This is a genomic window from Marinobacterium sp. NO-S09, assembly GCF_059179545.1.
Genome location: NZ_CP168954.1, coordinates 2,226,852 through 2,250,344, shown reverse-complemented (window position 1 = coordinate 2,250,344; position 23,493 = coordinate 2,226,852). Strand labels below are relative to the sequence as shown.

Genomic DNA, 23,493 nt, shown 5'->3' with positions numbered 1-23,493 from the left:
TTGGATCATGCAAATTAGCGGAGATAGGGTGACCATGCAGGCTCACGCACATCCCCTTCATTCGCCGGCATTCTGAACTGTACCCGACCATCCAGAGATACGGCCGACAGCACACCACGCGTTCCTTCCTGGGTAGCATAGATTACGATACTACCATTAGGCGCAATACTGGGTGATTCTGCCAAACCTGAACGCGTCAGGATATCCACACGGTCGGTTTTCAAATCCTGCACGGCAATATCAAATCCATTGCCCCCGCCCTGACTGCGGTGAACCATGGTCAGGAAGCGACCATCCTGAGTAAGACGACCATTTGCGTTGTAATTGCCTTCAAAGGTCAGACGCTCCAGGTTGCGACTCGCCAGGTCCAGACGATAAATCTGCGGCTGACCACCACGGTCGGAGGTAAAAATCAATGAGCGGCCATCCGGCGACCAATTGGGCTCGGTATCAATGCCGTAATGACGGGTAATGCGCTGCAGCTCACGTGTCTGCAGATTCAGCACATAAATTTCCGGGTTGCCATCACGCGAAAGCACCAACGCCAACTGATTGCCGTCCGGTGACCAGGCCGGCGCACCGTTCAGCCCCGGGAACGACTGAATACGTTCACGCTTACCCGTCGCAAGGTGCTGCACATAGATAGAGGGCTTGCTGGTCTCAAAAGAAACGTACGCCAGTTTACTGCCGTCCATTGACCAGGCGGGAGACAGAATAGGCTCAGGAGACTCAAGGATAGTCTGCGCGCGCGCGCCATCCCAGTCGGCCAGCTTCAGACGGAAACGCTGCTTTCCAGCGGACAGCTGCTCAGCCGTAACATAGACGATCTGTGTCGAGAAAGCCCCTTTAAGCCCGGTCAGTTCTTCGAAAATACGGTCGGCAATGAAGTGTGCCGCATCGCGCAAACCACCCTGGGGGACACTTAGCGGCTCAATCATCAAAGACTCTTCGCGCAACACATCAAACAACTCATAGGTAATATTAAGCTGCCCGTTTGCGTTGCTTTCAACACGACCGATTACCACGTAGTCCATCCGTGATATACGCCAGTCACGGAAATAGACATCAGCACGACGGCTGGGAAAGCCCAGCATGTTTTCACGCGCCATGGGTTCGAAAAAGCCACTGCGCCCCAAATCCTGCTGCACCAGATCTGCTACGTCCTCACTCAGAGCCAGACCACTGTCATTGGCAAAAGGGACGACCGCGATACGGGTAGGTGACTCCACACCCTGAGTCACCTCCACGACCAACTCGGCGCGAATGGACATAGACATAAGCGCCGCCAGCGCCAATACCAGTAACTGATTCAGTTTTACCACCTGAGGCCCTCCGGCTTGAATTTAACCTGTAATTTACGCAACTGACGCTCAAACAGTATCGGATCTACATCCGCTACACGCGGAAAAGACTGGACACGATAAACGGCTTGAACTGCGGTATTGTCAAAGGCCGCATTACCACTGCTTTTGGCGATGTATGCCTGGTCCACCTCACCACTGGGCAGCAGATGAATCGTCACGATTGCTTCCATTCCGTTACGCGCAGTACTGGGTATACGCCAGCTATCCTGCAACACAGCCTGAATATAACTGCGAATATCACCAATCACTGCCTGCGACTGCTGCCGAGCAGCCGCAGCCGCTTCAGCCTTGGCGCGTGCCTGACGCTCTCGTTCCAGCGCCTGCTGCAATTCCTGCTCAGCTTTTGCCTGCTGCTCACGCCGCTCTGCCTCTTTACGAGCACGCTCGGCAGCCTCCTGTTTCGCCTTCTCGGCTTCACGCCGTGCCTGCTCTTCAGCTTTACGCTTGCGAGCTTCGGCCTCTGCTTTTTTCTTTGCTGCCAGCTCTGCCTTCTTTTTTTGCTCGGCTTCACGCTTGCGAGCAATTTCCTGCTGTCGCTTGCGCTCAGCTTCCTGCTTTGCCTTGCGCTCGGCTTCCGCCTTGGCCTTCTTGCGCTCCAGCTCCTGACGCCGCTTCTCGGCAGCCGCCTGCTCACGCTCACGCTGAGCCTTGGCTTTAGCAGCCTCAGCCTGCTTGGCCTTTTCCTGAGTGATACGCTCCTGCTCTGCCTGACGGTCGGCCAGTGCATTCAAGTCGATCATTTGGGCCTGAATGTGCCTCGGCATGGGTCGCTTGGATTCAGAATGATCAATCCAGTGCGTGCTTAACAGCGCCAGCACCAGGCCGTGAATTAGCAGAGCCAGAAACGTGGGCAGAATGTAACTTCTAAAATCCACCATGCGCCCTATTCTGTCACCAGCCCGACACTGCCTGCACCGACTTGTTGCAGCAGCACCATCAACTGGACGACCTGATCATAGTTGGTGTTCTTGTCACCTCGCACCAGCAATAACTTGTCCGGTGCGGATTGCAGAACCTTGCCCACTCGCTCAGCTACCTGGTCAGCACTCAAGGGGGTTTCTTCACCCCCACCGACATTAATGTAGTACTGTCCGGCAGCATCCACCGTCAAGATCACTGGTTCTTCATTCTGATCATCTACGGGCTCCGCTGATGCCTGGGGCAGTTCAACATTAACTCCCTGAGTCAGCATCGGCGCGGTGACCATGAATATCACCAGCAACACCAGAGTCACATCGATATAGGGAACAACATTGATTTCAGAGTTCAGCCTGCGCTTTTTGCGTTGTTTGCGAATCATGCTTCAGCCTCAGGCCGCACGGTGTACGCGGCGGTAAAGAATGCTGGAGAACTCATCAGCAAAGGTGTCATAGGCACTCAACAAGCCTTCAGCCTGAGCCGAGAAACGGTTAAAGGCGATAACCGCCGGAATAGCCGCAAACAGACCAATTGCAGTCGCCACCAGCGCCTCGGAAATACCTGGCGCCACCGATGCCAGCGTAGCCTGATGCACGTTTGCCAAGCCCCTGAAGGCATTCATAATGCCCCAGACGGTGCCAAAAAGACCGACATAAGGACTGGTAGAGCCTACCGTCGCCAGAAACGGCAGATGACGCTCAAGGCGCTCCTCTTCACGCGCCATGGCAACGCGCATGGCACGCTGAACGCCATTCATGATCATGTCAGGGTCACTGCCGCTTTTCTGGCTCAGGCGTGTATATTCCTGCAGGCCGGCACGGAAGATATTTTCGGCACCGCTGTTGGGGTTGGGTGTCTGGTTTACCTCACGGAACAGTTGGCCCAGATCGATACCTGACCAAAAACGATCCTCAAACAGCTTCAACGAGCGACGTGCTTTGCGCATGACCTGATTGCGCTGAAAAATCATCACCCAGGACAAAAACGATGCCAGCAACAGCGATAGCATAACCAGCTGCACAACAAGGCTTGCGTTAAGCACCAGGCTCCAGATAGACAGCTTATCTTCCATTACTTCTCCTCAACGGTCAGCTGCGCCTAAGATTACATTGCATATATTCAATAAGTGTTGCGGGCCAACGCTGTGGCTTGAGTTCAGCTGCCGACACACAGGCAACCACTACTCTAGCCTGACAAAGCAGAACAGAATCTGAAGATCGGACAATCTGCTGCAAAAACGTGACACGCGTGGCTGAAATCTTTTCGATCTCGACTTCAATCAGAAGTTCATCATCCAGCCGGGCGGGCTTGCGATAGTCGCACTCGGTTCGGGTGACGACAAAGAGGGTTCCGGCAGCTGCCAACGCCTGCTGAGAATAGCCATGACTGCGCAGCAACTCGGTACGGGCACGCTCAAGGAATTTGAGATAGTTTACGTAGTAGACGATACCACCTACGTCGGTATCTTCGATGTAGACCCGAACCGGCCACTGAAACGGCATGCCGTTGCCCTAATCAAACCATGATGGCAGACAACAATAACAGCCGCAGATTTTAAAACAAGAGATTAGCTCTGACAGGCCATACAGCGATGGGTGAGCGGGTCTGCGCGCAAGAGATTCAGCTCAATTGCTTCACCACAACGGGTACAGCGGCCGTAATGGCCACGACTGATTCGCTGCAGAGCCTCGTTGCAGGCGGCAATGGTATCCAGATGCTCTCGAAGATGTTCAAGATTGAGGCGCTGCGCCAACTCAAGCGCCGCTTCGCGGTCACTCTGTCTGGCACGTGCCTGCTGCAGTTGATGACGGGCATGCTCGATGGTATGCAGCTCATCTGCAAGCTCTTCGTGCAGGCTGTCCAATAACTCGCGCAGCTCCAGGGCGATACCCTCAAGCTCATCGTGACTTAATAACGCGGACATCTGGGCTTCCCCCTGTTTAGTGGCTACAGCCATGCTAAAGCAGGATTGACCCAGGATTACTTGACCTTGATCACACCCTGAGTCCACGTCATCAATTCATCACGAGGGATTGATATCAGTCAGGCCTTTCCAGTCCGAAGTGGACATACGCATGATCGGTAACTACGCGTCCACGCGGGGTGCGCATAATGAAGCCTTGCTGAATCAGGTAGGGCTCCAGCACATCCTCAATGGTATCGCGCTCTTCACTGATCGCCGCGGCGATGTTATCGATTCCGACGGGGCCACCGGAAAATTTTTCAATCATGGTCAGCAACAGGCGCCGATCCATATGATCAAAGCCCCGTTCATCTACATTCAGCATATTCAGGGCCAGATCAGCGATCTGTTTGCTGATACAACCATCCCCTTTTACTTCGGCAAAATCTCGTGCACGACGTAACAGACGGTTGGCAATACGCGGTGTTCCACGCGAACGCTGGGCAATCTCACGCGCACCTTCCAACTCTACTTCCGTATTCGTCAACTGACCCGAGCGCATCACGATGCCGGTCAAATCCTCAATGGAATAGTATTCCAGGCGCTGCACAATACCGAAGCGGTCGCGCAGAGGCGATGTCAGTGAGCCTGCACGAGTCGTCGCACCCACCAGGGTAAAGGGTGGCAGATCAAGCTTGATTGAGCGTGCAGCCGGACCTTCGCCAATCATGATATCCAGCTGATAATCCTCCATCGCCGGATACAGCACCTCTTCCACACTGGGACTCAGGCGATGAATTTCGTCGATAAACAGCACATCGCCTGCTTCAAGATTGGTCAGCAATGCTGCCAAATCACCGGCCTTTTCCAGCACGGGGCCTGATGTAGTCCGGATCTGCGACCCCATTTCATGGGCAATAATATTGGCCAGAGTAGTTTTACCGAGCCCGGGCGGCCCGAAAATCAAAGTATGATCCAGTGCTTCATTGCGTACGCGGGCCGCATGAATGAATATCTCCATCTGCTCGCGCACCGCTGGCTGGCCTTCATAGTCCTGCAGCAGCTTGGGGCGGATGGCACGGTCATGCACCTCTTCCGTATTCGAGCTGGCCACTGGAGTAATGAAACGATCTTCTTCGATTTTCATGCCTGTTATCTCAGCCTGTCACCATGGTTTTCAGCGCCTGACGAATCAGCACCTCTGTCACTGCATCAGCACCCAGGGTTTCCGCCGCTTTCTCGATCGCTTTGGTAGCCTGCTGCGGTTTATACCCCAAAGCAACCAGGGCACTTTCAGCTTCTGCGCGGTGATCCGTAGCCGCCGGTGCCGCTGCCGGCAGATTACCTGAGCTCAGTTCGAGCTCGGTCAGGGTCGGCAACTCAAGCAGTGCCAAACGGTCTTTCATCTCGACAATCAAACGCTCGGCCGTTTTCTTGCCTACCCCCGGTATTTTCACCAAAGCCGAAGTATCTTCCTGGTGCACGGTACGAATAAATGCATCGGCACTGATACCCGACAGAATGGACAATGCCAATTTGGGCCCTACACCATTCACCTTAATCAATGACCGAAACAGGAGCTTTTCCTGTGCATCAACAAACCCGAACAACAGCTGCACATCCTCTCGCACGACGAAATGCGTATGCAGTCCGGTTTCGGCACCAACCTCCGGCAAGCCGTAAAAGGTATTCATCGAGGCTTCCACCTCGTACCCAACGCCATTAACGTCCAGCAACAACCAGGGCGGCTGCTTTTCCAAAATGCGTCCTCTCAGATATCCGATCAAGACGAAAGCTCTCCTTTAATCCTTATAAACGCCAACGACCACTGCTACGACTGCGTGTTCGCGTTGCTGGTGCCAGCCCCGCCCGGGAGTGAGCATGACAAAGTGCAATGGCCAGTGCATCGGCCGCATCTACCTGCGGCAGGCCCGGCAGCTTTAGTAAATGTGCGACCATGTGCTGCACCTGGGCCTTATCAGCCCCGCCGCTGCCGACAACCGATTGTTTGACGCGACGTGCAGCATATTCAGCAACAGGAAGCGCATGATTCGCGCCTGCAACAATCGCCACCCCTCGGGCCTGACCCAACTTGAGCGCCGAATCAGCATTACGGGCCATAAACACCTGCTCAATGGCCATCTCAACAGGATTGTAACGCTGGATAACTTCGGTCACACCTGCATATACCTGCTGCAGGCGCTCAGCCAGGTTTTCACCACTGATGCGAATACACCCGCTGGCGACGTAATGAGTTTTGGGGCCATCAATATCAATCAGCCCGTAGCCGGTAATGCGTGAGCCAGGGTCAATCCCCAAAATCCGCATCGCTGCTCCACCATCCTGCATATACAAAAAACCGGGGTTGCCCCCGGTCTCTATGACTCACATCCGATCAGGATCAGGCCATGGCCTCTTCCGGAATATCGGCATTGTGATAGACGTTCTGGGTATCATCCAGATCTTCCAGCGCATCGATCAGCTTCAGCGCCTTGGTGCCGGTGTCCACATCCAGATCGACGGTAGTAGACGGGATCATGCCTACTTCGGCATATACTGGCTCAAGACCGGCATCAACCAGCCCCTGCTTAACATCCATGAATTCCTGCCAGGGAGCGAATACATCGATGGAGCCGTCTTCATTGGTAACGACATCATCAGCACCCGCTTCCAGCGCTGCTTCCATGATCGCATCTTCATCGGCATCATCGCCAAATGAGATCTGACCCTTCTTTTCAAACAGGTAGGCAACAGAACCGTTGGTACCCAGGTTGCCACCAGCCTTATTGAAAGCCGCACGAACCTGAGATACGGTACGGTTCACGTTATCGGTCATGCACTCAACCAGAATGGCGACACCGTTCGGGCCATAACCCTCATAGGTGAGCTCGTCATAGTTGTCGCCTTCACCGCCACCGGCACCGCGAGCAATCGCTTTCTCGATGGTGTCCTTTTTCATGTTGGCGCCCAACGCCTTATCGACAGCTGCGCGCAGACGCGGGTTGTCCTCCGGGTTACCACCGCCCTCTTTCGCGGCCACTGTCAGCTCACGAATCAGTTTGGTGAAAATCTTGCCCCGCTTGGCATCCTGTGCCGCTTTACGGTGCTTGATATTAGCCCACTTGGAATGACCTGCCATAAAACTACATCCTCGATTGATTGCAGAGCCGGGCGGCTCTGTTCATCTGTTCGTCATGTATTCGGGCGGCCTGGCGACCGCCCACCCACGCTGAATAGGATCAGGGGGTTTTGCGCAGCTTGATGTTCAGCTCGCGCAGCTGTGCGGCGCTGACTTCACCCGGTGCGTCGGTCAGCAGACAGCCGGCACTCTGGGTTTTCGGGAAGGCAATCACTTCACGGATGGAAGAAGAGCCTGTCATCAGCATCACCAGACGGTCCAGGCCGAAGGCCAGACCACCGTGAGGCGGCGCACCGAATTTCAGTGCATTGAGCAGGAAGCCGAATTTCTCTTCCGCTTCTTCGTCAGAGATACCCAGTACCTTGAAGACAGCCTTCTGCATATCCTGATCGTGGATACGGACAGAGCCGCCACCCAGCTCGGTACCGTTCAGAACCATATCGTAGGCACGGGACAGTTTGCCTTCCGGCTCGGCTACCAGCTCTTCTGCTGTGCAGCTCGGTGCTGTAAACGGATGGTGCAGCGCAGTCATGCCACCGTTGTCGGTTTCTTCAAACATCGGGAAGTCGACAACCCACAGCGGCGCCCACTCGCGCTGGATCAGGTTCATGTCTTCACCAACCTTGATACGCAGCGCACCCAAGGCTTCGTTAACAACGTTGGTTTTGTCAGCACCGAAGAAGATGATATCGCCATCTTTTGCTTCCAGACGCTCCATCACCTGCATGGCCACTTCGTCACCCAGGAACTTAACGATCGGCGACTGCAGGCCTTCAACACCTTTAGCCAGTTCGTTGACCTTGATCCAGGCCAGGCCTTTGGCACCGTAGATGCCAACAAACTTGGTGTATTCGTCGATGATCTTACGGGTCAGCTGTGCACCACCCGGCACTTTCAGTGCTGCAACGCGGCCTTTCGGATCCTTGGCCGGACCAGCAAAGACCTTGAATTCGATATCCTGCAGCAGGTCGGCAACGTCAACCAGCTCCAGCGGAATACGCAGGTCAGGCTTGTCGGAACCGAAACGGTCCATCGCCTCAGAGTACGGCATACGCGGGAAATCACCCAGATCAACGTCCAGGATCTCCTGGAACAGATCACGGATCATGCCTTCAGTCAGACCCATAATACCTTCCTCGTCCATGAACGAGGTTTCGATGTCGATCTGGGTAAATTCAGGCTGACGGTCTGCACGCAGGTCTTCGTCACGGAAGCACTTGGCGATCTGGTAGTAACGGTCAAAACCGGACACCATCAGCAGCTGCTTGAACAGCTGGGGTGACTGCGGCAGAGCGAAGAAGCTACCCTCATGCGTACGGCTCGGTACCAGGTAGTCACGTGCACCTTCAGGGGTCGCACGGGTCAGAATCGGTGTCTCGATATCGAGGAAGCCGTTTTCTTCCAGGTAATTGCGGATGTTATGCGTAATCTTGGAGCGGAAACGCAGTTTGCGCTGAATCTCAGGACGGCGCAGATCGATGTAACGGTGACGCAGACGCACGTCTTCACCTACCTGCTGGTGTTCGTCCAGCTGGAAGGGAGGCGTTTCAGCCTTGTTCAGGATAACCAGCTCTTTGCCCAGTACTTCGATTTCGCCAGTGCCCATTTCGCTATTGATGGTGCCTTCCGGGCGCGCACGCACAGTGCCACGCACTTCGACAACAAATTCATTACGAACGCTATCGGCCAGATTGAAGCTCTCTTCGCGATCCGGGTCAAACACGACCTGGGCGATACCTTCGCGGTCACGAAGGTCGAGGAAGATAACCCCACCGTGGTCACGACGGCGGTGAACCCAGCCGCTCAGGGTAATGTCTTCTCCGATATGTTCTGCTCTGAGGTCGCCGCAATAATGGCTACGCATACTGTCCTGTTCCTGTATCTGGGTGCAACATGGAATTCAAAGGCGGGGATTATAACCGATTTAGCCGGACCTGACAGGCCCGGCGACAGGCAATGCCGGGATAGAAGAATACTGGCCTTCGAAAGGCCCAGAACTGTGACAACCTGATTGTGTAGACTAACGGGTATTCGACCAGGGGACTGACCTCCCACAGGTTAATTGCAGACCCCGGTAACCTCGGCAGCACCTTGCTATAAGAGAGCACTCTGGGAGCACACTGCGGGAGAGCTTTATGGGAGCGCACTCTGTGCGCGAACCCACCCATACCAGTACTAATTCACTCAATCATGCGGCTCGAACGCCAGCTCTCCATCCAGCAACACTTCTAGTTTGCTGCGCACGCGCGCCAGCTCCTCCGGTGTATAAGGCACTGCAGGCACCTTACCCCAGACAGGCCCTGGCCAGGCAGGATCAGACTCCTTGCGGGCAATGACATGCACATGCAGTTGAGGCACCATGTTACCCAGTGTGGCCACGTTCATTTTGCGTGCCTGAAACAGGTCGGCCAGCGTCTCCGACAAATCACTGGCCTCGTGAATCAACTGCTGTTGTTCATTGGCCGGCAGATGGTACAGCTCGGTCACACCAGCACGGCGCGGTACCAGAATAAACCAGGGGTACTGACTGTCGTTCATCAACAGCAAACGACAGAGCGGGAAGTCGCCAATCGCGATAGTATCAGTGACAAGACGGGGGTCCAGCTCAAATTCCAGCTCCAACTCGTCCATTAACGGCTCCTTCGATATCAATCCAAATGGTGACAGGATTAGTATAGGTCAGCATGTATAAAGTCAATCTCCATCCCGGCATCGATGCAATTCCCGCTGATCTATGGGACAGCCTCTGCGGTACGGATTACCCCTTCCTTCGCCATGCATTTCTGCACACACTGGAAATGACCGGAAGCGTTGGCGAAGGCACCGGCTGGCAACCCTTGCATGCCCTGGTGACCGATAACAACGACCATCCGGTGATGGTTATCCCGCTGTACATCAAATCGCACTCCTGGGGCGAATATGTCTTCGACTGGGCCTGGGCCGATGCCTATCAACGCAACGGCCTGATCTACTATCCCAAGCTGGTCAATGCGATCCCGTTTACACCGGCCACAGGACCAAGATTTGGCACATCACTTCCTCTGGCGACGGCCGTTGAGCTGCTACCGGGAATTCTCGATCAGATCATGCAGGAAGTGGGTGCTTCATCCTGGCATTGCCTGTTTCCGCAACCTGGTGTGATTGAAACCGCACCCAGTGCGACACACTCTCGCCTGGGCAGCCAATATCACTGGTTTAACCAAGGGTATGAGAACTTTGACGACTTCCTTGCACGCTTTAATTCACGCAAACGAAAATCCGTGCGTCGTGAGCGCCGAAAGGTAGCGGAACAAGGCATTCAACTGAACGCATTAACCGGTGAAGCGATTCAGCCACAGCATCTGGAGCAGTTTTATCGTTTCTATCAGGCCACTTATTTGAAGCGTGGCCGGCAAGGATACCTGGCGCCAGATTTTTTCCACCAGTTGCACCAGCAGATGGCTGACCAGATGCTGCTGATCATGGCAGAAGATCAAGGACAGGCGGTTGCCGCCGCATTGTATTTCATCGGTGAAAATTGTCTTTATGGTCGCTACTGGGGCTGTCTCGACCATTACGACAGCCTGCATTTTGAAGCCTGCTATTATCAGGGGATCGACTATTGCATCCGGCAAGGACTGGCTCGCTTTGACCCTGGTGCTCAGGGGGAGCACAAGATTCAGCGCGGTTTCGAGCCGGTCAGAACCTGGTCATTGCATCGTATGGCCCACCCGGACTTCAATCGCGCGGTAGGAGAGTTTGTGCGTGAGGAGCAGCAGCACATGGAGCTGCAGATTGAGGAGCTACGCACCTGGCTGCCGTTCAAACAGCCAGACACGTAGTTTTTTCAGAATTTAAAGCACCATGGCCGCAGCCCAGCCTGCCAGCAACAGTGGCAGGTTGTAGTGCAGGAAGGTGGGAACCACTGTATCCCAAATATGGTGGTGCTGACCGTCAACGTTCAGGCCTGAAGTCGGGCCCAACGTTGAATCAGAGGCCGGCGAACCGGCATCACCCAGCGCACCGGCTGTACCCACCAACGCCACAATTGCCAGTGGACTGAAGCCCAGCGACAGGGCCAAAGGCACATAGATGGCCGCGATGATCGGAATGGTTGAGAACGAAGATCCTATACCCAGGGTCACCAACAAGCCAACCAACAGCATCAGCAGTGCCGCTAATGCCTTGTTTCCGCCGATCAGATCGCTTGTCCCGCTCACCAGTGTTGCGATTTCACCGGTTTCACGCATGACTTCGGCAAAACCTGCCGCGGTAATCATGATGAAACCGATCATCGCCATCATTTTCATGCCGTCAATCAGCACGCCATCCGCCTGCTTCCAGCGGATGATGCCCGTCAGGGTACAGACCATATAGCCGGCCAGGGCACCCAACACCATGGAGCCGCTCCAAAGCTGAATTCCGAACGCCGCCAAAATCGCAACCACGACTGATGCCAGGCGTGCCGCACTATAGTTGACCTCAACCCGCTCGGCCGCCTGCAGACGCTCCATGTCGTACTGGCGCGGCTTGTGATAATTGAACAGTGCCAGCAACAGCCCCACCAGCATGCCCAGTGCGGGAATCCACATGGCGGACATCACATTCAGGTTATCGGTTGCCAGGCCATTGTCGGCCACATTCTGCAGCAGAATATTGTTCAGGTAGATGCCGCCAAAACCGACGGGCAAAAACATGTAGGGCGTCACCAGGCCAAACGTCAGCACACAGGCAATCAGTCGACGGTCAAGCTGCATTTTGCTCATCACCATCAACAGAGGCGGCACCAGCAACGGGATAAAGGCGATATGTATCGGGATCAGGTTCTGTGATGAGATAGCTACCGCAATCAGCGCCAGAATCAGAGCGTACTTGACGGTACGGCTGGCAGCCCCCTGCGTGGACCCAAGTTTGCGCTGGACCATATCCGCCATGGCATGCGGAAGGCCTGACTGGGCAATCGCAACGGCAAAACCACCCAGCATGGCATAACTGAGCGCGACTTCAGCGCCGCCGCCAATACCGCCGCTGAACACATCCAGCGTATGCTCCAGCCCCATCCCGGACAGCAGACCTGCTGTTAAGGCGCCAGCCACCAGCGCCACGACCACAGGGGTACGCAACAGACTTAATACAAGCATCACGACAACAGCCGCGAGTACAGCGTTCATCCTTTTTCTCCTCCAAGGCTGAGCTTGGCAAGACACAAAAAAGCGCGCACTCTGCAGCAGTCGTCAAGATAAGTCAAACAGGCCTAGGGACGCTGAACCCGAAACACTTGATCCAGGCTGGCATATTCAGCTCCACCCAGTCGAGCCAGGGGTTTTATTTTCGCCGCATCAAAGCGTACCCGCCCTTTGCCATCGTTGAAGCACACCTCATCGTCCACCCAGATGTGCTCAACTTCTACCAACAGAAGGCTCTGGGGCTTATTGCCGACTTCCAGATGCTGATGTAACCGACAAGCCAAGGCTACAGGTGCCTGACGCAGACGCTGCATAGAGGTACCGGTGAATTCGACAAGCTCCAGGTCAGTGCCATGAAGTTCAGATTCGCCAAAGTTCAGCTCTCGTGCGCTATCGGACACCTGGGCTGCCTGCACATCCTGGGCAATATGAATCACACATGCCTGGCGCTCCAGCAGGTTGCGACAACTGTCTTTAAGCGTGCCGTCCGATTTATTCCCCATTGACAGCATCAGGATGGGAGGATCACTGCACACCACATTAAAAAAGGAGAAAGGTGCCAAATTCAGACTTTCGGCCTTAGCGTCGTTCGGGCTCAATACCCATGCAATTGGCCTGGGTATTATGATCTGCGTCAAGGCATGATAAATATCAGTTGGCGACATCTGACCGGGGCTAAGATCCATTATTGCTCCTGCTCACTCATTGCAAAGCAAGCAGGATAACACCTGCACCTCAGAACCGGCATTCCTGTTCGCAAATGCAGCATGAACAGGAGTACATCAACACAGGAATTGTATGAATATTATACAGCCAGAAAGGCTCGATAATTACCCATAGATCCCTAAACTGAGAAACGTAGATTCCTGGTTCAAAGTCAAACCACCCCCAATATAATGAAAGGAGGAGCGGTATGTTGACCTATGAAGAGTGCCTGGAAATGAGTGAACTGTCGGCTGATGAAATTGCCGCCATCGCCGAACACGAACATATGGACCCCATGATTGCGGTTGCTTTGGGTCATTACCTGATCACCCATGACGGTGAACAGCGTATTCAACGCTTCATAATTGATGATATCGAACGCGCCAAGCGTTGCGGTGACCGTGAAAAACAGGCGTTGCTGAACAGTGCACTGCAGCACTTTATCGCAACCCACCCCACTCACCAGACACAGCAGGCATCCTGAACGTCAGGGATTAGACCACACGGGAAGATACGCTGCCTGCAGGAGACCGCGAAAACAGTTGGCCACGGCATATGCCGTGGCCTTTTTCGTTAAACGTTACAGCGATTCATCCAGCTCAGGCAGTGCCGTGAAAAGATCTGCAACCAGTCCATAGTCCGCTACCTGGAAGATCGGCGCCTCTTCATCCTTGTTGATCGCAACGATCACCTTGGAGTCTTTCATGCCAGCAAGATGCTGGATGGCACCAGAGATACCCACCGCAACATAGAGCTCAGGGGCTACAATCTTGCCCGTCTGACCGACCTGCATATCGTTGGGTGCAAAACCGGCATCGACGGCCGCTCGCGAAGCACCTACAGCGGCACCCAGCTTGTCCGCCACTTTTTCCAGCAAATGGAAGTGTTCGCTGTCAGCCATGCCACGACCACCGGAAATCACAACGCGCGCCGAGGTCAACTCAGGACGGTCAGACTTGGCCATCTCTTCGCTGACATAACGGCTCAGCCCGGTATCTTCAACCTGGCTCAGGGCTTCAACAGACGCACTGCCACCCTCGGCAGAGACTGCATCAAAGGCCGTACCACGTACTGTAATAACCTTAACCGCATCCAGCGACTGTACAGTCGCAATCGCATTACCGGCGTAGATCGGACGGGCAAAAGTATCAGCCGACTCAACTTTAATGATGTCGGAGATCTGACCTACATCCAGCAACGCAGCCACGCGCGGCATGAAGTTCTTACCATTGGCGGATGCCGGTGCCAGAATATGCGTGTAACCTTCGGCCAGCGACTTGATCAGTGCAGCCATGTTCTCGGCAATCTCATGATCGTAGGCCGGATTATCTGCCAACAGCACTTTAGCTACGCCCTCGGCTTTGGTGGCGGCATCACCGGCAGCAGCACAGCCATTGCCCGCGACCAGCAAAGCAACGTCACCGCCGATCTGCGCAGCCGCTGCCAAGGTGCTCAGGGTAGATGGCTTCAGCGCCTGATTGTCATGTTCAGCAATAACCAGAATACTCATCAGATCACCTTCGCCTCGTTTTTCAGTTTATCGACCAGCTCAGCCACATCTGCCACTTTGATACCGGCAGAACGCTCAGCAGGCGGCTCAACTTTCAATAGCTTGGTATTTGCCTTGATCTCCACACCCAGATCAGCCGGTGTCAGCGTTTCCAGAGGCTTACGCTTGGCTTTCATGATATTGGGCAGAGACGCATAACGCGGTTCATTCAAACGCAGGTCGGTCGTTACAACTGCCGGCGTGTTCAATTCAACCGTCTGCAGACCACCATCAACTTCCCGTGTCACCTGAAGCTTGCCATCTTCAACCTTGACCTCGGAGGCAAAAGTACCCTGCCCCATGCCAGTCAGTGCCGCCAGCATCTGACCGGTCTGGTTGTTATCGGAATCGATGGCCTGTTTACCCATCAACACCAGATCCGGTTGTTCTTTCTCAACCACTTTTGCCAGCAGCTTGGCCACTGACAGGGATTCCAGATTTTCGTCACTCTGCACCAGGATGGCACGATCAGCACCCAGCGCCAGCGCGGTACGCAGCTGCTCCTGAGCCGCCTGCGGACCCAGTGAAACCACGACGATTTCAGTCGCGGTACCCGCTTCTTTCAATCGAACAGCCTCTTCAACCGCAATCTCGCAGAACGGGTTGATTGCCATTTTCACATTATTCAGATCAACATCCGTGTTGTCGGATTTGACCCGTACCTTGACGTTGTAATCGATAACTCGCTTTACCGTTACCAGAACCTTCATTGCCTTACCCTTTGCTTGTGTATTGTTGGCTCTACAGGGCCTCACCTCTCGCGGGTGCAGCCTGCATCATAACCAGATAATACGAATACGCAAAATCCCCTATTTTCAATCGTTAACACCCCAGGTGACGGGGATCAAGCTTTACAAATAAGGGTTTTTACTTATTATGATGTCTTACAGACATGTCATACGATGTGGTTCAACATAATAAGAGCACAGCATCCACACCGATGGAGGAACAACCGTGAATCGTGAATCGATGGAATTTGATGTAGTCATCGTCGGCGCAGGCCCCGCTGGCCTTTCAGCCGCTTGCCGCCTGATGCAGCAGGCCCAGGCTGCCGAGCAGGAACTGACCGTCTGTGTGGTGGAAAAAGGCTCCGAAGTCGGTGCGCATATCCTCTCCGGCGCCGTCATGGAAACCCGCGCTCTGGATGAGCTCTTCCCCGACTGGAAAGAACAGGGCGCGCCGCTGAAGACCCCGGTGACTGAAGACCAGGTATTCATGCTGAAAGACGCCAACAGTGCAGCCAAACTGCCCAACGCCTTCGTCCCCAAGACCATGCATAACGATGGCAACTACATTGTCAGCCTCGGTAATGTGACCCGCTGGCTGGGTGAACGCGCGGAAGAGCTGGGCGTAGAAGTCTTCCCCGGGTTTGCCGCTGCTGAAGTACTGTACAACGAAGATGGCAGCGTGAAAGGCATTGCCACAGGCGACATGGGCGTGACCGTCAACGGTGAGCAAGGCCCCAACTACATGCCCGGCATGGAGCTGCATGCCAAATACACCATTTTCTCCGAAGGCTGCCGTGGCCACCTTGGCAAGCAACTGATCGAGAAATTTGCCCTGGACAAGGACGCCGACCCTCAGCACTACGGCATCGGCATCAAGGAACTCTGGGATATCGACCCGGCCAAACACAAGCCTGGTCTGGTGGTTCACGGCTCTGGCTGGCCGCTCAGTAATGGCGCCAGTGGTGGCTTCTTCCTTTACCACGCGGAAGACAACCAGGTGGTTGTGGGTTTGATCATCGACCTGAACTACTCCAATCCTTATCTCAGCCCGTTCGATGAATTCCAGCGCATGAAGCATCATCCCGAGATCAAACAGTATCTCGAAGGCGGCAAGCGTGTTTCCTATGGTGCGCGCGCAATTACCAAAGGCGGCTTCAATACCCTGCCCAAGATGACCATGCCCGGTGCGCTGCTGATCGGCTGTGATGCCGGCACCCTGAACTTTTCCAAGATCAAGGGCATCCACACCGCCATGAAGTCCGGCATGCTGGCGGCTGAAGCCATTTCTGAATCACTGACTGCCGGTGACGAAGGTGGCAAGGACCTGAGTGGCTTCACCGACGCTTATACCTCGTCCTGGTTGTACGATGAGCTCTATCGTGCCCGCAACTTCGGTCCGGCCATGCACAAGTTCGGCCCCTATCTGGGCGGCGCCTTCAACTACGTTGATCAAAACTGGTTTGGCGGCAAGATCCCGGTCACCCTGCATGACCTGCACAAGGATCATGAACAGCTGAAACCGGCCAGCGAATGCCAGGAAATCCAGTATCCGAAACCGGATGGTGTACTTTCCTTCGATAAGCTGTCATCGGTCTTCCTCTCCAACACCAACCATGAGGAAGATCAGCCCTGTCACCTGCAGCTAAAGGATGCCAGCATCCCGATCAGCCAGAACCTGCCCAAATTTGCCGAACCGGCACAACGCTATTGCCCGGCAGGGGTATATGAAGTCGTTGAAGGCGATGATGGCCCGCAGTTCCAGATCAACGGTCAGAACTGCGTTCACTGCAAGACCTGCGACATCAAGGACCCGGCGCAGAACATCACCTGGGTAGTACCTGAGGGTGCGGGCGGACCTAACTACCCGAATATGTAGTTGCCCTGAAGCTCTTAAGCCGGTGTTCGCACCGGCTTTTTAATTATGGGTCCAAAATGCTTAAAGATAGAACAGACAATTTCCAGACGCGTTAAATTATTTCGGGAACCTGCATCCGCCACTTACCCGCCCCATCAACGAGCACAGCCCAAAGTGGTTTTGGTACTATTCAAAGATCCAATTCACTGAATTATTCTGTAGCCAGCCAGGATTGTTTTGGGTAGTTTGAAAATAAGAACTATTATTCACGAGCTCCTCTCCCTATGCCTCACTGGGTTTCGCTGGTTATATTTTTTCTGATGGCGGCCGGGCTTACAGTCATCTCTTTCGAGCCTCCCTTTCGCAGCTGGGATGAAGTCTCACGTCAGGAAGTCTATAGCGAATCCATCATTGCCCTCTTGTTGTTCACTTGGGTCATTCTGCTTCATCGCATCAAACTGACACGTACCATTTTCTGGGTGCTCTACGCAGGCTTCTGTCTTATGGCACTGGGTGCGCTGGAAGATGTGGAAGACGAATTCTTGATGACTAAAGGCACTCTTTCTCAGCTGATCGAGAATATCGCTACGCCTCTTGGCATGCTGCTCATCAGCATTGGCCTCTACCTGTGGGGCTCAGAGCAAAAGCGCTCTCGCCAGCAACTGCAGAAATTAAGTGAAACAGATGCGTTAACCGGGTTGGGTAACCGCGCCAGTTTTAATCACCATCTCGAACGTGCTGCCAGTGGTGAAAAACAACGCGCCCTGCTGTTTCTGGATATCGATAACTTTAAACAGGTCAACGACACCCATGGCCACGCCATGGGTGACCAGGTGATACAGCAACTGGCTCTCACCATGAAACAGTGTATCCGCGAGCAGGACCTGGCATTTCGTTATGGTGGCGAGGAGTTCGCGATCTTGCTGGAAGGCACCCATCCACGCGCAGTCGAACTTGTGGCACAGCGAATTATGACCGGCTTTTCCAGTCACCTGTTTACGCTGGAAAACCAGCAGACATTTTCCTGCACCGTGAGCATCGGAATTGCACACACGCAGAACCCCGTTAAGGCTGATGCCTGGCTGGATACTGCCGACCAGGCACTGTATACGGCTAAAGAAAGAGGAAAAGATCGGGCTGTTTTGAAACAACAACCCTGAAACCATCAGACCAAGGCCGACATACCCTGGCCTGCCTACCGCAAGCGTGACAGGTCAATCCCAGCGCAGGCGGTCACTGTCTACAACGGTCTGCCCTACTGGCGATAGTGCAATCAGCGCCAGCTTCAAATGCTGGATACCAAAGGGTATGCCGACAATTGTAATAAAGCAGGCAACAGCCGACATCAGATGGCCAATCGCCAGCCAGACACCGGCAAAGATAAACCAGATAATATTACCGATCAGCCCAATAGTACCCGTGCCAAGATCATCCTCGCCTGTCAGGGCTTTACGGCTGACGGCTTCTCGACCAAAGGGGAAAAAGGAAAAACTGCCCAGCACGAAACAGGAGCGCGCCCAGGGAAGGCCCACAATTGTAATCGCTGCCAGCAATCCTGCCAGCCACCAGGCCAGCCCCATTACAAGCCCGCCCAGCACGAACCAAAGCACATTACCCAAAAAACGTAGAACAGCCACTAAAGTGCCTCCTGCTAAATATATCCATCAAGACTAGGCCGCCAACGCTGAACATAGCACTAACAGCTCAACCTATCAGGGCTGCTTATCAAATACCCTGACCCCTTCAGGGATCGTATACCAGTCCTGCTTCTCACTTACCCATACATGGGCAACCGGTTTAATAATACTGGTATCCGACAGATTTGATGGCTTCAATTTGATTTTGTCGGGTTCTGCCGGATTGTAATGATAGATACGGTTGCCGCAGCCGGGGCAGAATTTTGCGGCACTGATATTGCCACTATCCGCCGGGCGGCTCCAATCAGCCATTTCGCCTTCAAATTTCACTTGGTCGGCATTGACCATGGCGGTAATGCTGAATGCACTGGTGGAGAGCTTTTGACATTCCTTACAGTGGCAGGCAACAACCATCTGAGGTTCAGATAGTAGCTGGTATGTCACACCACCGCACTGACAGGCACCATTGATCGGGTAGCTCATACTGAGATCCTTTCTGTCCGGAAATTCAAATTATCAGGTCCCGAGATCATCGCAACCTGAATGATGAAAGACTAGAACAAAGTGACACTCAGAGTCATTCAGTCGGCTACGATCATCAGGCCTGTCTTTACTGGTAAGTGACACCTTGATGCTTAAGCCAGCCATGGGCATGGCGCCCGGCCGGGTCATGGTGCGTCCAATGCACAACACCGCCTTTCGAGTTCCACTCGTATTCACCATAAAACTGAACACGGTCGCCCTTACGCAGTGCATTAATACGTGGTGCAAGATCAATATTGTGAGATATCAGCAAGGTCTGGCCGGATGCCAGCTCCAGAATAAACTTCTGATGCTGACTGCCCCGGGTGTCATCGGGTAAAAGGTGAACCACAGTGCCCTCGCCTTGTACCTGAACATCACTTTGCCGTGTCTGAAACGCCTCGGCGATAGCGTCAGAAGCACTGGCACCCGCAGAAACCGGCTCGCTGCCAAAGAGGTCTCCAAGCCCTGCATTACGCTCCAGATAGCCAACGGCAACCAAGCCGATTAACAATACGACAGCCAGTTTTTTCATCACGCGAGTCCCTTCATTCAACCAAGCACATATCTTCATCAAAAACGCGAATCAATGCGAGCCCGGCTGTCAAAAAAACAATATCCGAATACGCCAGAAACTAGTGCCGAGGTGGTATAGGCCAGTCGGAGGCATCTACATGATCTAGAGCGAAGGTCTGCTCATCGCCCTGCCAGTACTCTATGAAACGACCATCAGGGTCGTATTTACGCGTTTGCTTGGCAATATCGAAGCGACGCTTCCCGCGCGGGTCTGCCCCTACGCCTGCCAGATACTGCCAGTTTCCCCAGTTGCTGGCGGGGTCATAATCCAGCAATTCCTGCTCAAACCAGGCCGCACCATACCGCCAGTCCAATGCCAGCTCATTGACCAGGTAACTGGCAACAATCTGACGCCCCCGATTGGACATCCAGCCTGTCTGCTTAAGCTGTCGCATGCAGGCATTTACCAAAGGCCAGGGGGTAGTGCCCTCGCACCAGGACTTGAAACGCTGAGGGTAAAAACTGGTCAGCGGTGAGTACCCTTGAATTCCCTTCAAGTGGTACAGCCTGACACCATGATGATGCGCATACCACTGGAAATACTCCCGCCACAGCAACTCGAAGAAAATCCAATAGGTCGACTCATTTGAATACTGGCCGGCTTCATACTGTTTAAGCTGCTGCATGATTCGCCGTGGAGAGAGGCTGCCCTGTGCCAGCCAGGGTGAAAAACGCGTGCCGTTCTCAAGGCCATCCAGTTCATTGCGAACCTGTTTGTACGTTGAGGGCAGCAACGAACTGAAATAGCGTTCCAGATGAGACTGTGCTTCCTGCTCTCCACCCTCAAACCAGGTGTCATTATGATACCCGGCTGACGTTGAAAGCTGCTCACCTCTTGTCTCAATCTTCAGTGCAGGCGGCAGGTCCAGAACCGGCGGCAAGGGCTGAGGGATATCCAGTGCTTTCTCGACCCGACGCCTGAAGGCCGAAAAACTGACGGGAAAGGGATCAACAATATCTGTTAGTTGGCTTTGATCAAATAGAGTGTAACCATCACGGATAGACGCATTCAGGTGTGGAAAGCGGCTTTGCAGCGAAGACAGCTGACGCTGCTCGTATACACCCGAGCTTCTGGTACAGAACAGTCGATCAATACGGTAGCGACTCACCAGCTCGCTCAATACCTCAACTGGGTCACCTGTGAAAACCAGCAATTGCTGACCACAGGCGTCAAGCTGCTGCCTCAGGTATGCAAGCCCCTCAAACAGGAACCTGCGTCGTGCCCTCCCCATTCGAGCCGCATTAAAGTTGCCGGCACGCTCCAGCCTCGGATCATGTACATACACCAGCAATAACTGGTCGCATTGTCTCGCTGCCTGCTGTAAAGCCGGGTTGTCGTCCAGCCGAATGTCTTGGGTGAACCAGAAAAGTCCTGTCGTCATGAAAGCTCCTTATCATCTGCCGGTGTTACGCAGATTGGAAGTAACCGGTTCGACATCTTAGGCCGCAGAAAGATGCGCTATGGCGTTTTCACCGGCTGCCGAAGCGCCTTAGCTGCATTTCACGCAACCGGCTCAGGGTACGCCGAAATGCAAAACTCAGGTAACCCTCAGGATACAGCTCTTCCATCGGGACCTCAGCCTCAATCCATAGGGGAACGCGCCGGTCATAGCATTCATCCACCAGCGCGATAAAACGACGCACACCGTTATCCTTATCGGTCAGCTTGGGTAATGTCCGGTCACCGGCAGCAACCTGAGCCGCCGCGTCTTCAGTTCCGCGGGCAATACCGGGCAACTCGCGATCACCACTTAATCTGGGCACCGCCGTCAGCAAAACGTGATTAAAGCGGTCGCAGAGCTCAATATACTCAGCCGCAGCCAGCGGTGCTTCACACAACTGGTCATAGGTGCACCAGAGCTGGTGGTCGTCATGCTGCAAACTGTCGACCTGGCGATTGTTCAACACCAAGGGACCGCTTTTTGCCTGCCCTCGCATCTGGCTGCGAAACACATCTGCCAAAGGGGAATGACTGCCGGCTTGATACCAATAACGCTGCTGTTGTTCGCCCGGATGCAGTCGGTGATCCTGCTCCCCATCCAGAGGCATAACGTGCATCCGGGTTTTAATGGCATCAATCGCCGGCAGCAAACGTTCCCGGTTGTGACCTTCTGAATACAACTGATCCGGTGGCTGATTGGAGGTCAGAATCAGCACAACGCCCTGATCAAACAGGCGCTGCACCAGCCCGCCCAGCACGACCGCATCACCGATATCATTAACGAAGAATTCATCCAGACAGAGTACACGAACTTCTTGCGCCAACTCACTGGCCACGACCGTCAGCGGGTCTGGTACGCCATTCAAACGAAACAGACGCTGGTGAATATCCCGCATGAAATGGTGGTAGTGCTGCCGCCTGGAAGCACAGGCCAGGTCTGACTCAAACAGGTCCATTAACCAGGTTTTACCACGGCCCACACGCCCCCACATGTATACACCGGATACATCAGACCGGCCCGCCTGCAGTTGCTGGAAGCAGTCTTCCAGCAAACCAACGGCATCTACCTGGGCCGGATCGGCGACAAAGCCACCTTCCAGAGCGGCCTGATAGCGCTGTACCGGTCCGGCCTGACTCATTCCTTCCCGCCCTGTTGCTGTTCAAGCTGACGCTCGATGCGGTGCAGCTGTTCACTCATTTGCGCCATATGTTCACGCATCCAGTGCACATCAGCCGCCTCACCCTCGCCACTTTCCAGCTGCTGGGCTTCACTCTCTTTCTGCATTACATCCAGTACGATACCGATCATCATATTGAGGAAGACAAAAGCGGTCAGGAAGATAAACGTCAGGTAGAAAATCCAGCTATAGGGATAATCAACCATGGTGGCGTACATGACATCGGTCCAGTCCTCAAAGGTCGCCACGCGAAACAGGGTCAACATGGAAATGGTGATATTGCCCCAGAGTACAGGATCAACGCTGTTGAACATGAAGCTGCCAATGGCGGCATAGATATAGAAGATGATGAACATCAGCAGCGCCACATAACCCATGCGAGGGATGGATTTCACCAGGGCGGCGAGGAGCACACGCAGTTCCGGGATCAGTGAAACGAGTCGCAATACACGGAAGACCCTGAGCAGGCGTGCAACCAGCACCATTTCCGATTCGTTGATGGGTACCAGGCTGGCAACCACAATGACAAAGTCAAAGATGTTCCAGCCCTGCTTGAAGAAGTTGATGAAGCGCTTTTCCGCCGCCATTCGCACCATGATTTCAAACAGGAAAAACAGGGTGACACCCAGATCTAGCCAGTTGATCCATTGGTCAAAGCGGGAAGACTGCTCATAGGTTTTGGCACCAATCAGCAGCGCAGACGCGATGATGACGGCGATGACAAAGGTTTCGAACAGTTTGTTGGCACGCAGGTGCTCCATGCGGTCCTGCAGGCGGCTCCAGTTAAGCGTCATTAAGGCTGAGTCTCCAAGA

26 protein-coding genes are annotated in these 23,493 nt (G+C 54.1%); 4 read left to right on the top strand and 22 right to left on the bottom strand.

The window, feature by feature from the left end:
* Positions 1 to 14 precede the first annotated feature (14 nt).
* The 12 genes from tolB to O3C79_RS10360 form a co-directional block, all read right to left on the bottom strand.
* Positions 15 to 1,322 carry a Tol-Pal system beta propeller repeat protein TolB gene (gene tolB / locus O3C79_RS10415; RefSeq protein ID WP_494383052.1) on the bottom strand — a complete coding sequence of 436 codons (1,308 nt, stop codon included), beginning with the start codon at positions 1,320 to 1,322 and terminating at the stop codon, positions 15 to 17.
* On the bottom strand, positions 1,316 to 2,242 hold the full coding sequence (gene tolA / locus O3C79_RS10410) for a cell envelope integrity protein TolA (protein ID WP_494383051.1): 927 nt from the start codon (positions 2,240 to 2,242) through the stop codon (positions 1,316 to 1,318). The genes tolB and tolA overlap by 7 nt, the downstream gene beginning before the upstream one ends.
* 5 nt (positions 2,243 to 2,247) lie before the next feature.
* Complete coding sequence (tolR, locus tag O3C79_RS10405) at positions 2,248 to 2,664, bottom strand: protein TolR (protein WP_494383050.1); 417 nt, start codon at positions 2,662 to 2,664, stop codon at positions 2,248 to 2,250.
* Between the two features lie 9 nt (positions 2,665 to 2,673).
* Positions 2,674 to 3,354, bottom strand: coding sequence for a protein TolQ (gene tolQ, locus O3C79_RS10400; RefSeq protein WP_010325506.1), 681 nt, complete (start codon positions 3,352 to 3,354; stop codon positions 2,674 to 2,676).
* Between the two features lie 16 nt (positions 3,355 to 3,370).
* Positions 3,371 to 3,784 (bottom strand): tol-pal system-associated acyl-CoA thioesterase, encoded by a 414-nt coding sequence (gene ybgC, locus O3C79_RS10395; protein ID WP_076462534.1) that lies wholly within the window; start codon positions 3,782 to 3,784, stop codon positions 3,371 to 3,373.
* A gap of 65 nt (positions 3,785 to 3,849) precedes the next feature.
* On the bottom strand, positions 3,850 to 4,206 hold the full coding sequence (locus tag O3C79_RS10390) for a TraR/DksA family transcriptional regulator (protein ID WP_076462535.1): 357 nt from the start codon (positions 4,204 to 4,206) through the stop codon (positions 3,850 to 3,852).
* A gap of 115 nt (positions 4,207 to 4,321) precedes the next feature.
* On the bottom strand, positions 4,322 to 5,332 hold the full coding sequence (ruvB, locus tag O3C79_RS10385; protein ID WP_494383049.1) for a Holliday junction branch migration DNA helicase RuvB: 1,011 nt from the start codon (positions 5,330 to 5,332) through the stop codon (positions 4,322 to 4,324).
* 10 nt (positions 5,333 to 5,342) lie between these two features.
* The gene (gene ruvA / locus O3C79_RS10380; protein WP_494383048.1) at positions 5,343 to 5,972 is read right to left on the bottom strand and encodes a Holliday junction branch migration protein RuvA; all 630 of its coding nucleotides are present in this window, start codon (positions 5,970 to 5,972) and stop codon (positions 5,343 to 5,345) included.
* Between the two features lie 22 nt (positions 5,973 to 5,994).
* The gene (gene ruvC / locus O3C79_RS10375; RefSeq protein ID WP_494385788.1) at positions 5,995 to 6,513 is read right to left on the bottom strand and encodes a crossover junction endodeoxyribonuclease RuvC; all 519 of its coding nucleotides are present in this window, start codon (positions 6,511 to 6,513) and stop codon (positions 5,995 to 5,997) included.
* A 73-nt stretch (positions 6,514 to 6,586) separates the two neighbouring features.
* Entirely contained in the window at positions 6,587 to 7,324 is a 738-nt protein-coding gene (locus O3C79_RS10370) for a YebC/PmpR family DNA-binding transcriptional regulator (RefSeq protein ID WP_417532718.1), read from the bottom strand.
* 100 nt (positions 7,325 to 7,424) lie between these two features.
* On the bottom strand, positions 7,425 to 9,188 hold the full coding sequence (gene aspS, locus O3C79_RS10365) for an aspartate--tRNA ligase (RefSeq protein ID WP_494383047.1): 1,764 nt from the start codon (positions 9,186 to 9,188) through the stop codon (positions 7,425 to 7,427).
* Between the two features lie 320 nt (positions 9,189 to 9,508).
* Positions 9,509 to 9,955: an HIT domain-containing protein gene (locus tag O3C79_RS10360; RefSeq protein WP_494383046.1), complete on the bottom strand. Its 447-nt coding sequence runs from the start codon at positions 9,953 to 9,955 to the stop codon at positions 9,509 to 9,511.
* 53 nt (positions 9,956 to 10,008) lie between these two features.
* On the opposite strand from O3C79_RS10360, the gene O3C79_RS10355 reads away from it, so the two are divergent.
* Positions 10,009 to 11,145: a GNAT family N-acetyltransferase gene (locus O3C79_RS10355; protein ID WP_494383045.1), complete on the top strand. Its 1,137-nt coding sequence runs from the start codon at positions 10,009 to 10,011 to the stop codon at positions 11,143 to 11,145.
* Between the two features lie 12 nt (positions 11,146 to 11,157).
* On the opposite strand, the gene O3C79_RS10350 is transcribed toward O3C79_RS10355, so the two are convergent.
* The gene (locus O3C79_RS10350; RefSeq protein WP_494383044.1) at positions 11,158 to 12,474 is read right to left on the bottom strand and encodes a Na+/H+ antiporter family protein; all 1,317 of its coding nucleotides are present in this window, start codon (positions 12,472 to 12,474) and stop codon (positions 11,158 to 11,160) included.
* Between the two features lie 83 nt (positions 12,475 to 12,557).
* Complete coding sequence (locus O3C79_RS10345) at positions 12,558 to 13,154, bottom strand: flavin reductase family protein (protein WP_494385787.1); 597 nt, start codon at positions 13,152 to 13,154, stop codon at positions 12,558 to 12,560.
* Between the two features lie 248 nt (positions 13,155 to 13,402).
* Between O3C79_RS10345 and O3C79_RS10340 the strand changes: the two genes are divergently transcribed.
* Positions 13,403 to 13,678 (top strand): hypothetical protein, encoded by a 276-nt coding sequence (locus tag O3C79_RS10340; RefSeq protein WP_076462542.1) that lies wholly within the window; start codon positions 13,403 to 13,405, stop codon positions 13,676 to 13,678.
* Between the two features lie 96 nt (positions 13,679 to 13,774).
* On the opposite strand, the gene O3C79_RS10335 is transcribed toward O3C79_RS10340, so the two are convergent.
* Together O3C79_RS10335 and O3C79_RS10330 are read right to left on the bottom strand one after the other, a co-directional pair.
* Positions 13,775 to 14,704 carry an electron transfer flavoprotein subunit alpha/FixB family protein gene (locus tag O3C79_RS10335; protein ID WP_494383043.1) on the bottom strand — a complete coding sequence of 310 codons (930 nt, stop codon included), beginning with the start codon at positions 14,702 to 14,704 and terminating at the stop codon, positions 13,775 to 13,777.
* Entirely contained in the window at positions 14,704 to 15,453 is a 750-nt protein-coding gene (locus O3C79_RS10330) for an electron transfer flavoprotein subunit beta/FixA family protein (RefSeq protein WP_494383042.1), read from the bottom strand. The genes O3C79_RS10335 and O3C79_RS10330 overlap by 1 nt, the downstream gene beginning before the upstream one ends.
* Before the next feature lie 259 nt (positions 15,454 to 15,712).
* Between O3C79_RS10330 and O3C79_RS10325 the strand changes: the two genes are divergently transcribed.
* Entirely contained in the window at positions 15,713 to 17,347 is a 1,635-nt protein-coding gene (locus O3C79_RS10325; RefSeq protein WP_494385786.1) for an electron transfer flavoprotein-ubiquinone oxidoreductase, read from the top strand.
* A gap of 263 nt (positions 17,348 to 17,610) precedes the next feature.
* Complete coding sequence (locus O3C79_RS10320) at positions 17,611 to 18,486, top strand: GGDEF domain-containing protein (RefSeq protein WP_494383041.1); 876 nt, start codon at positions 17,611 to 17,613, stop codon at positions 18,484 to 18,486.
* A gap of 54 nt (positions 18,487 to 18,540) precedes the next feature.
* Here the strand turns inward: O3C79_RS10320 and O3C79_RS10315 are convergent, their stop codons facing one another.
* From O3C79_RS10315 to O3C79_RS10290, 6 genes are all read right to left on the bottom strand, one after another.
* Positions 18,541 to 18,963, bottom strand: a complete 423-nt coding sequence (locus tag O3C79_RS10315; protein WP_010322036.1) for a YccF domain-containing protein — start codon at positions 18,961 to 18,963, stop codon at positions 18,541 to 18,543.
* Between the two features lie 75 nt (positions 18,964 to 19,038).
* A complete protein-coding gene (locus O3C79_RS10310) occupies positions 19,039 to 19,446 on the bottom strand; it encodes a GFA family protein (protein WP_010322035.1) in 408 nt (135 codons plus the stop codon).
* A gap of 127 nt (positions 19,447 to 19,573) precedes the next feature.
* Positions 19,574 to 20,020 (bottom strand): DUF3465 domain-containing protein, encoded by a 447-nt coding sequence (locus O3C79_RS10305; protein ID WP_494383040.1) that lies wholly within the window; start codon positions 20,018 to 20,020, stop codon positions 19,574 to 19,576.
* A gap of 100 nt (positions 20,021 to 20,120) precedes the next feature.
* A complete protein-coding gene (locus tag O3C79_RS10300) occupies positions 20,121 to 21,443 on the bottom strand; it encodes a DASH family cryptochrome (RefSeq protein WP_494383039.1) in 1,323 nt (440 codons plus the stop codon).
* An 88-nt stretch (positions 21,444 to 21,531) separates the two neighbouring features.
* Entirely contained in the window at positions 21,532 to 22,641 is a 1,110-nt protein-coding gene (gene zapE, locus O3C79_RS10295) for a cell division protein ZapE (protein ID WP_494383038.1), read from the bottom strand.
* On the bottom strand, positions 22,638 to 23,474 hold the full coding sequence (locus tag O3C79_RS10290) for an ion transporter (protein ID WP_494383037.1): 837 nt from the start codon (positions 23,472 to 23,474) through the stop codon (positions 22,638 to 22,640). Before O3C79_RS10290 ends, zapE begins: the two co-directional genes overlap by 4 nt.
* Positions 23,475 to 23,493: the final 19 nt, after the last annotated feature.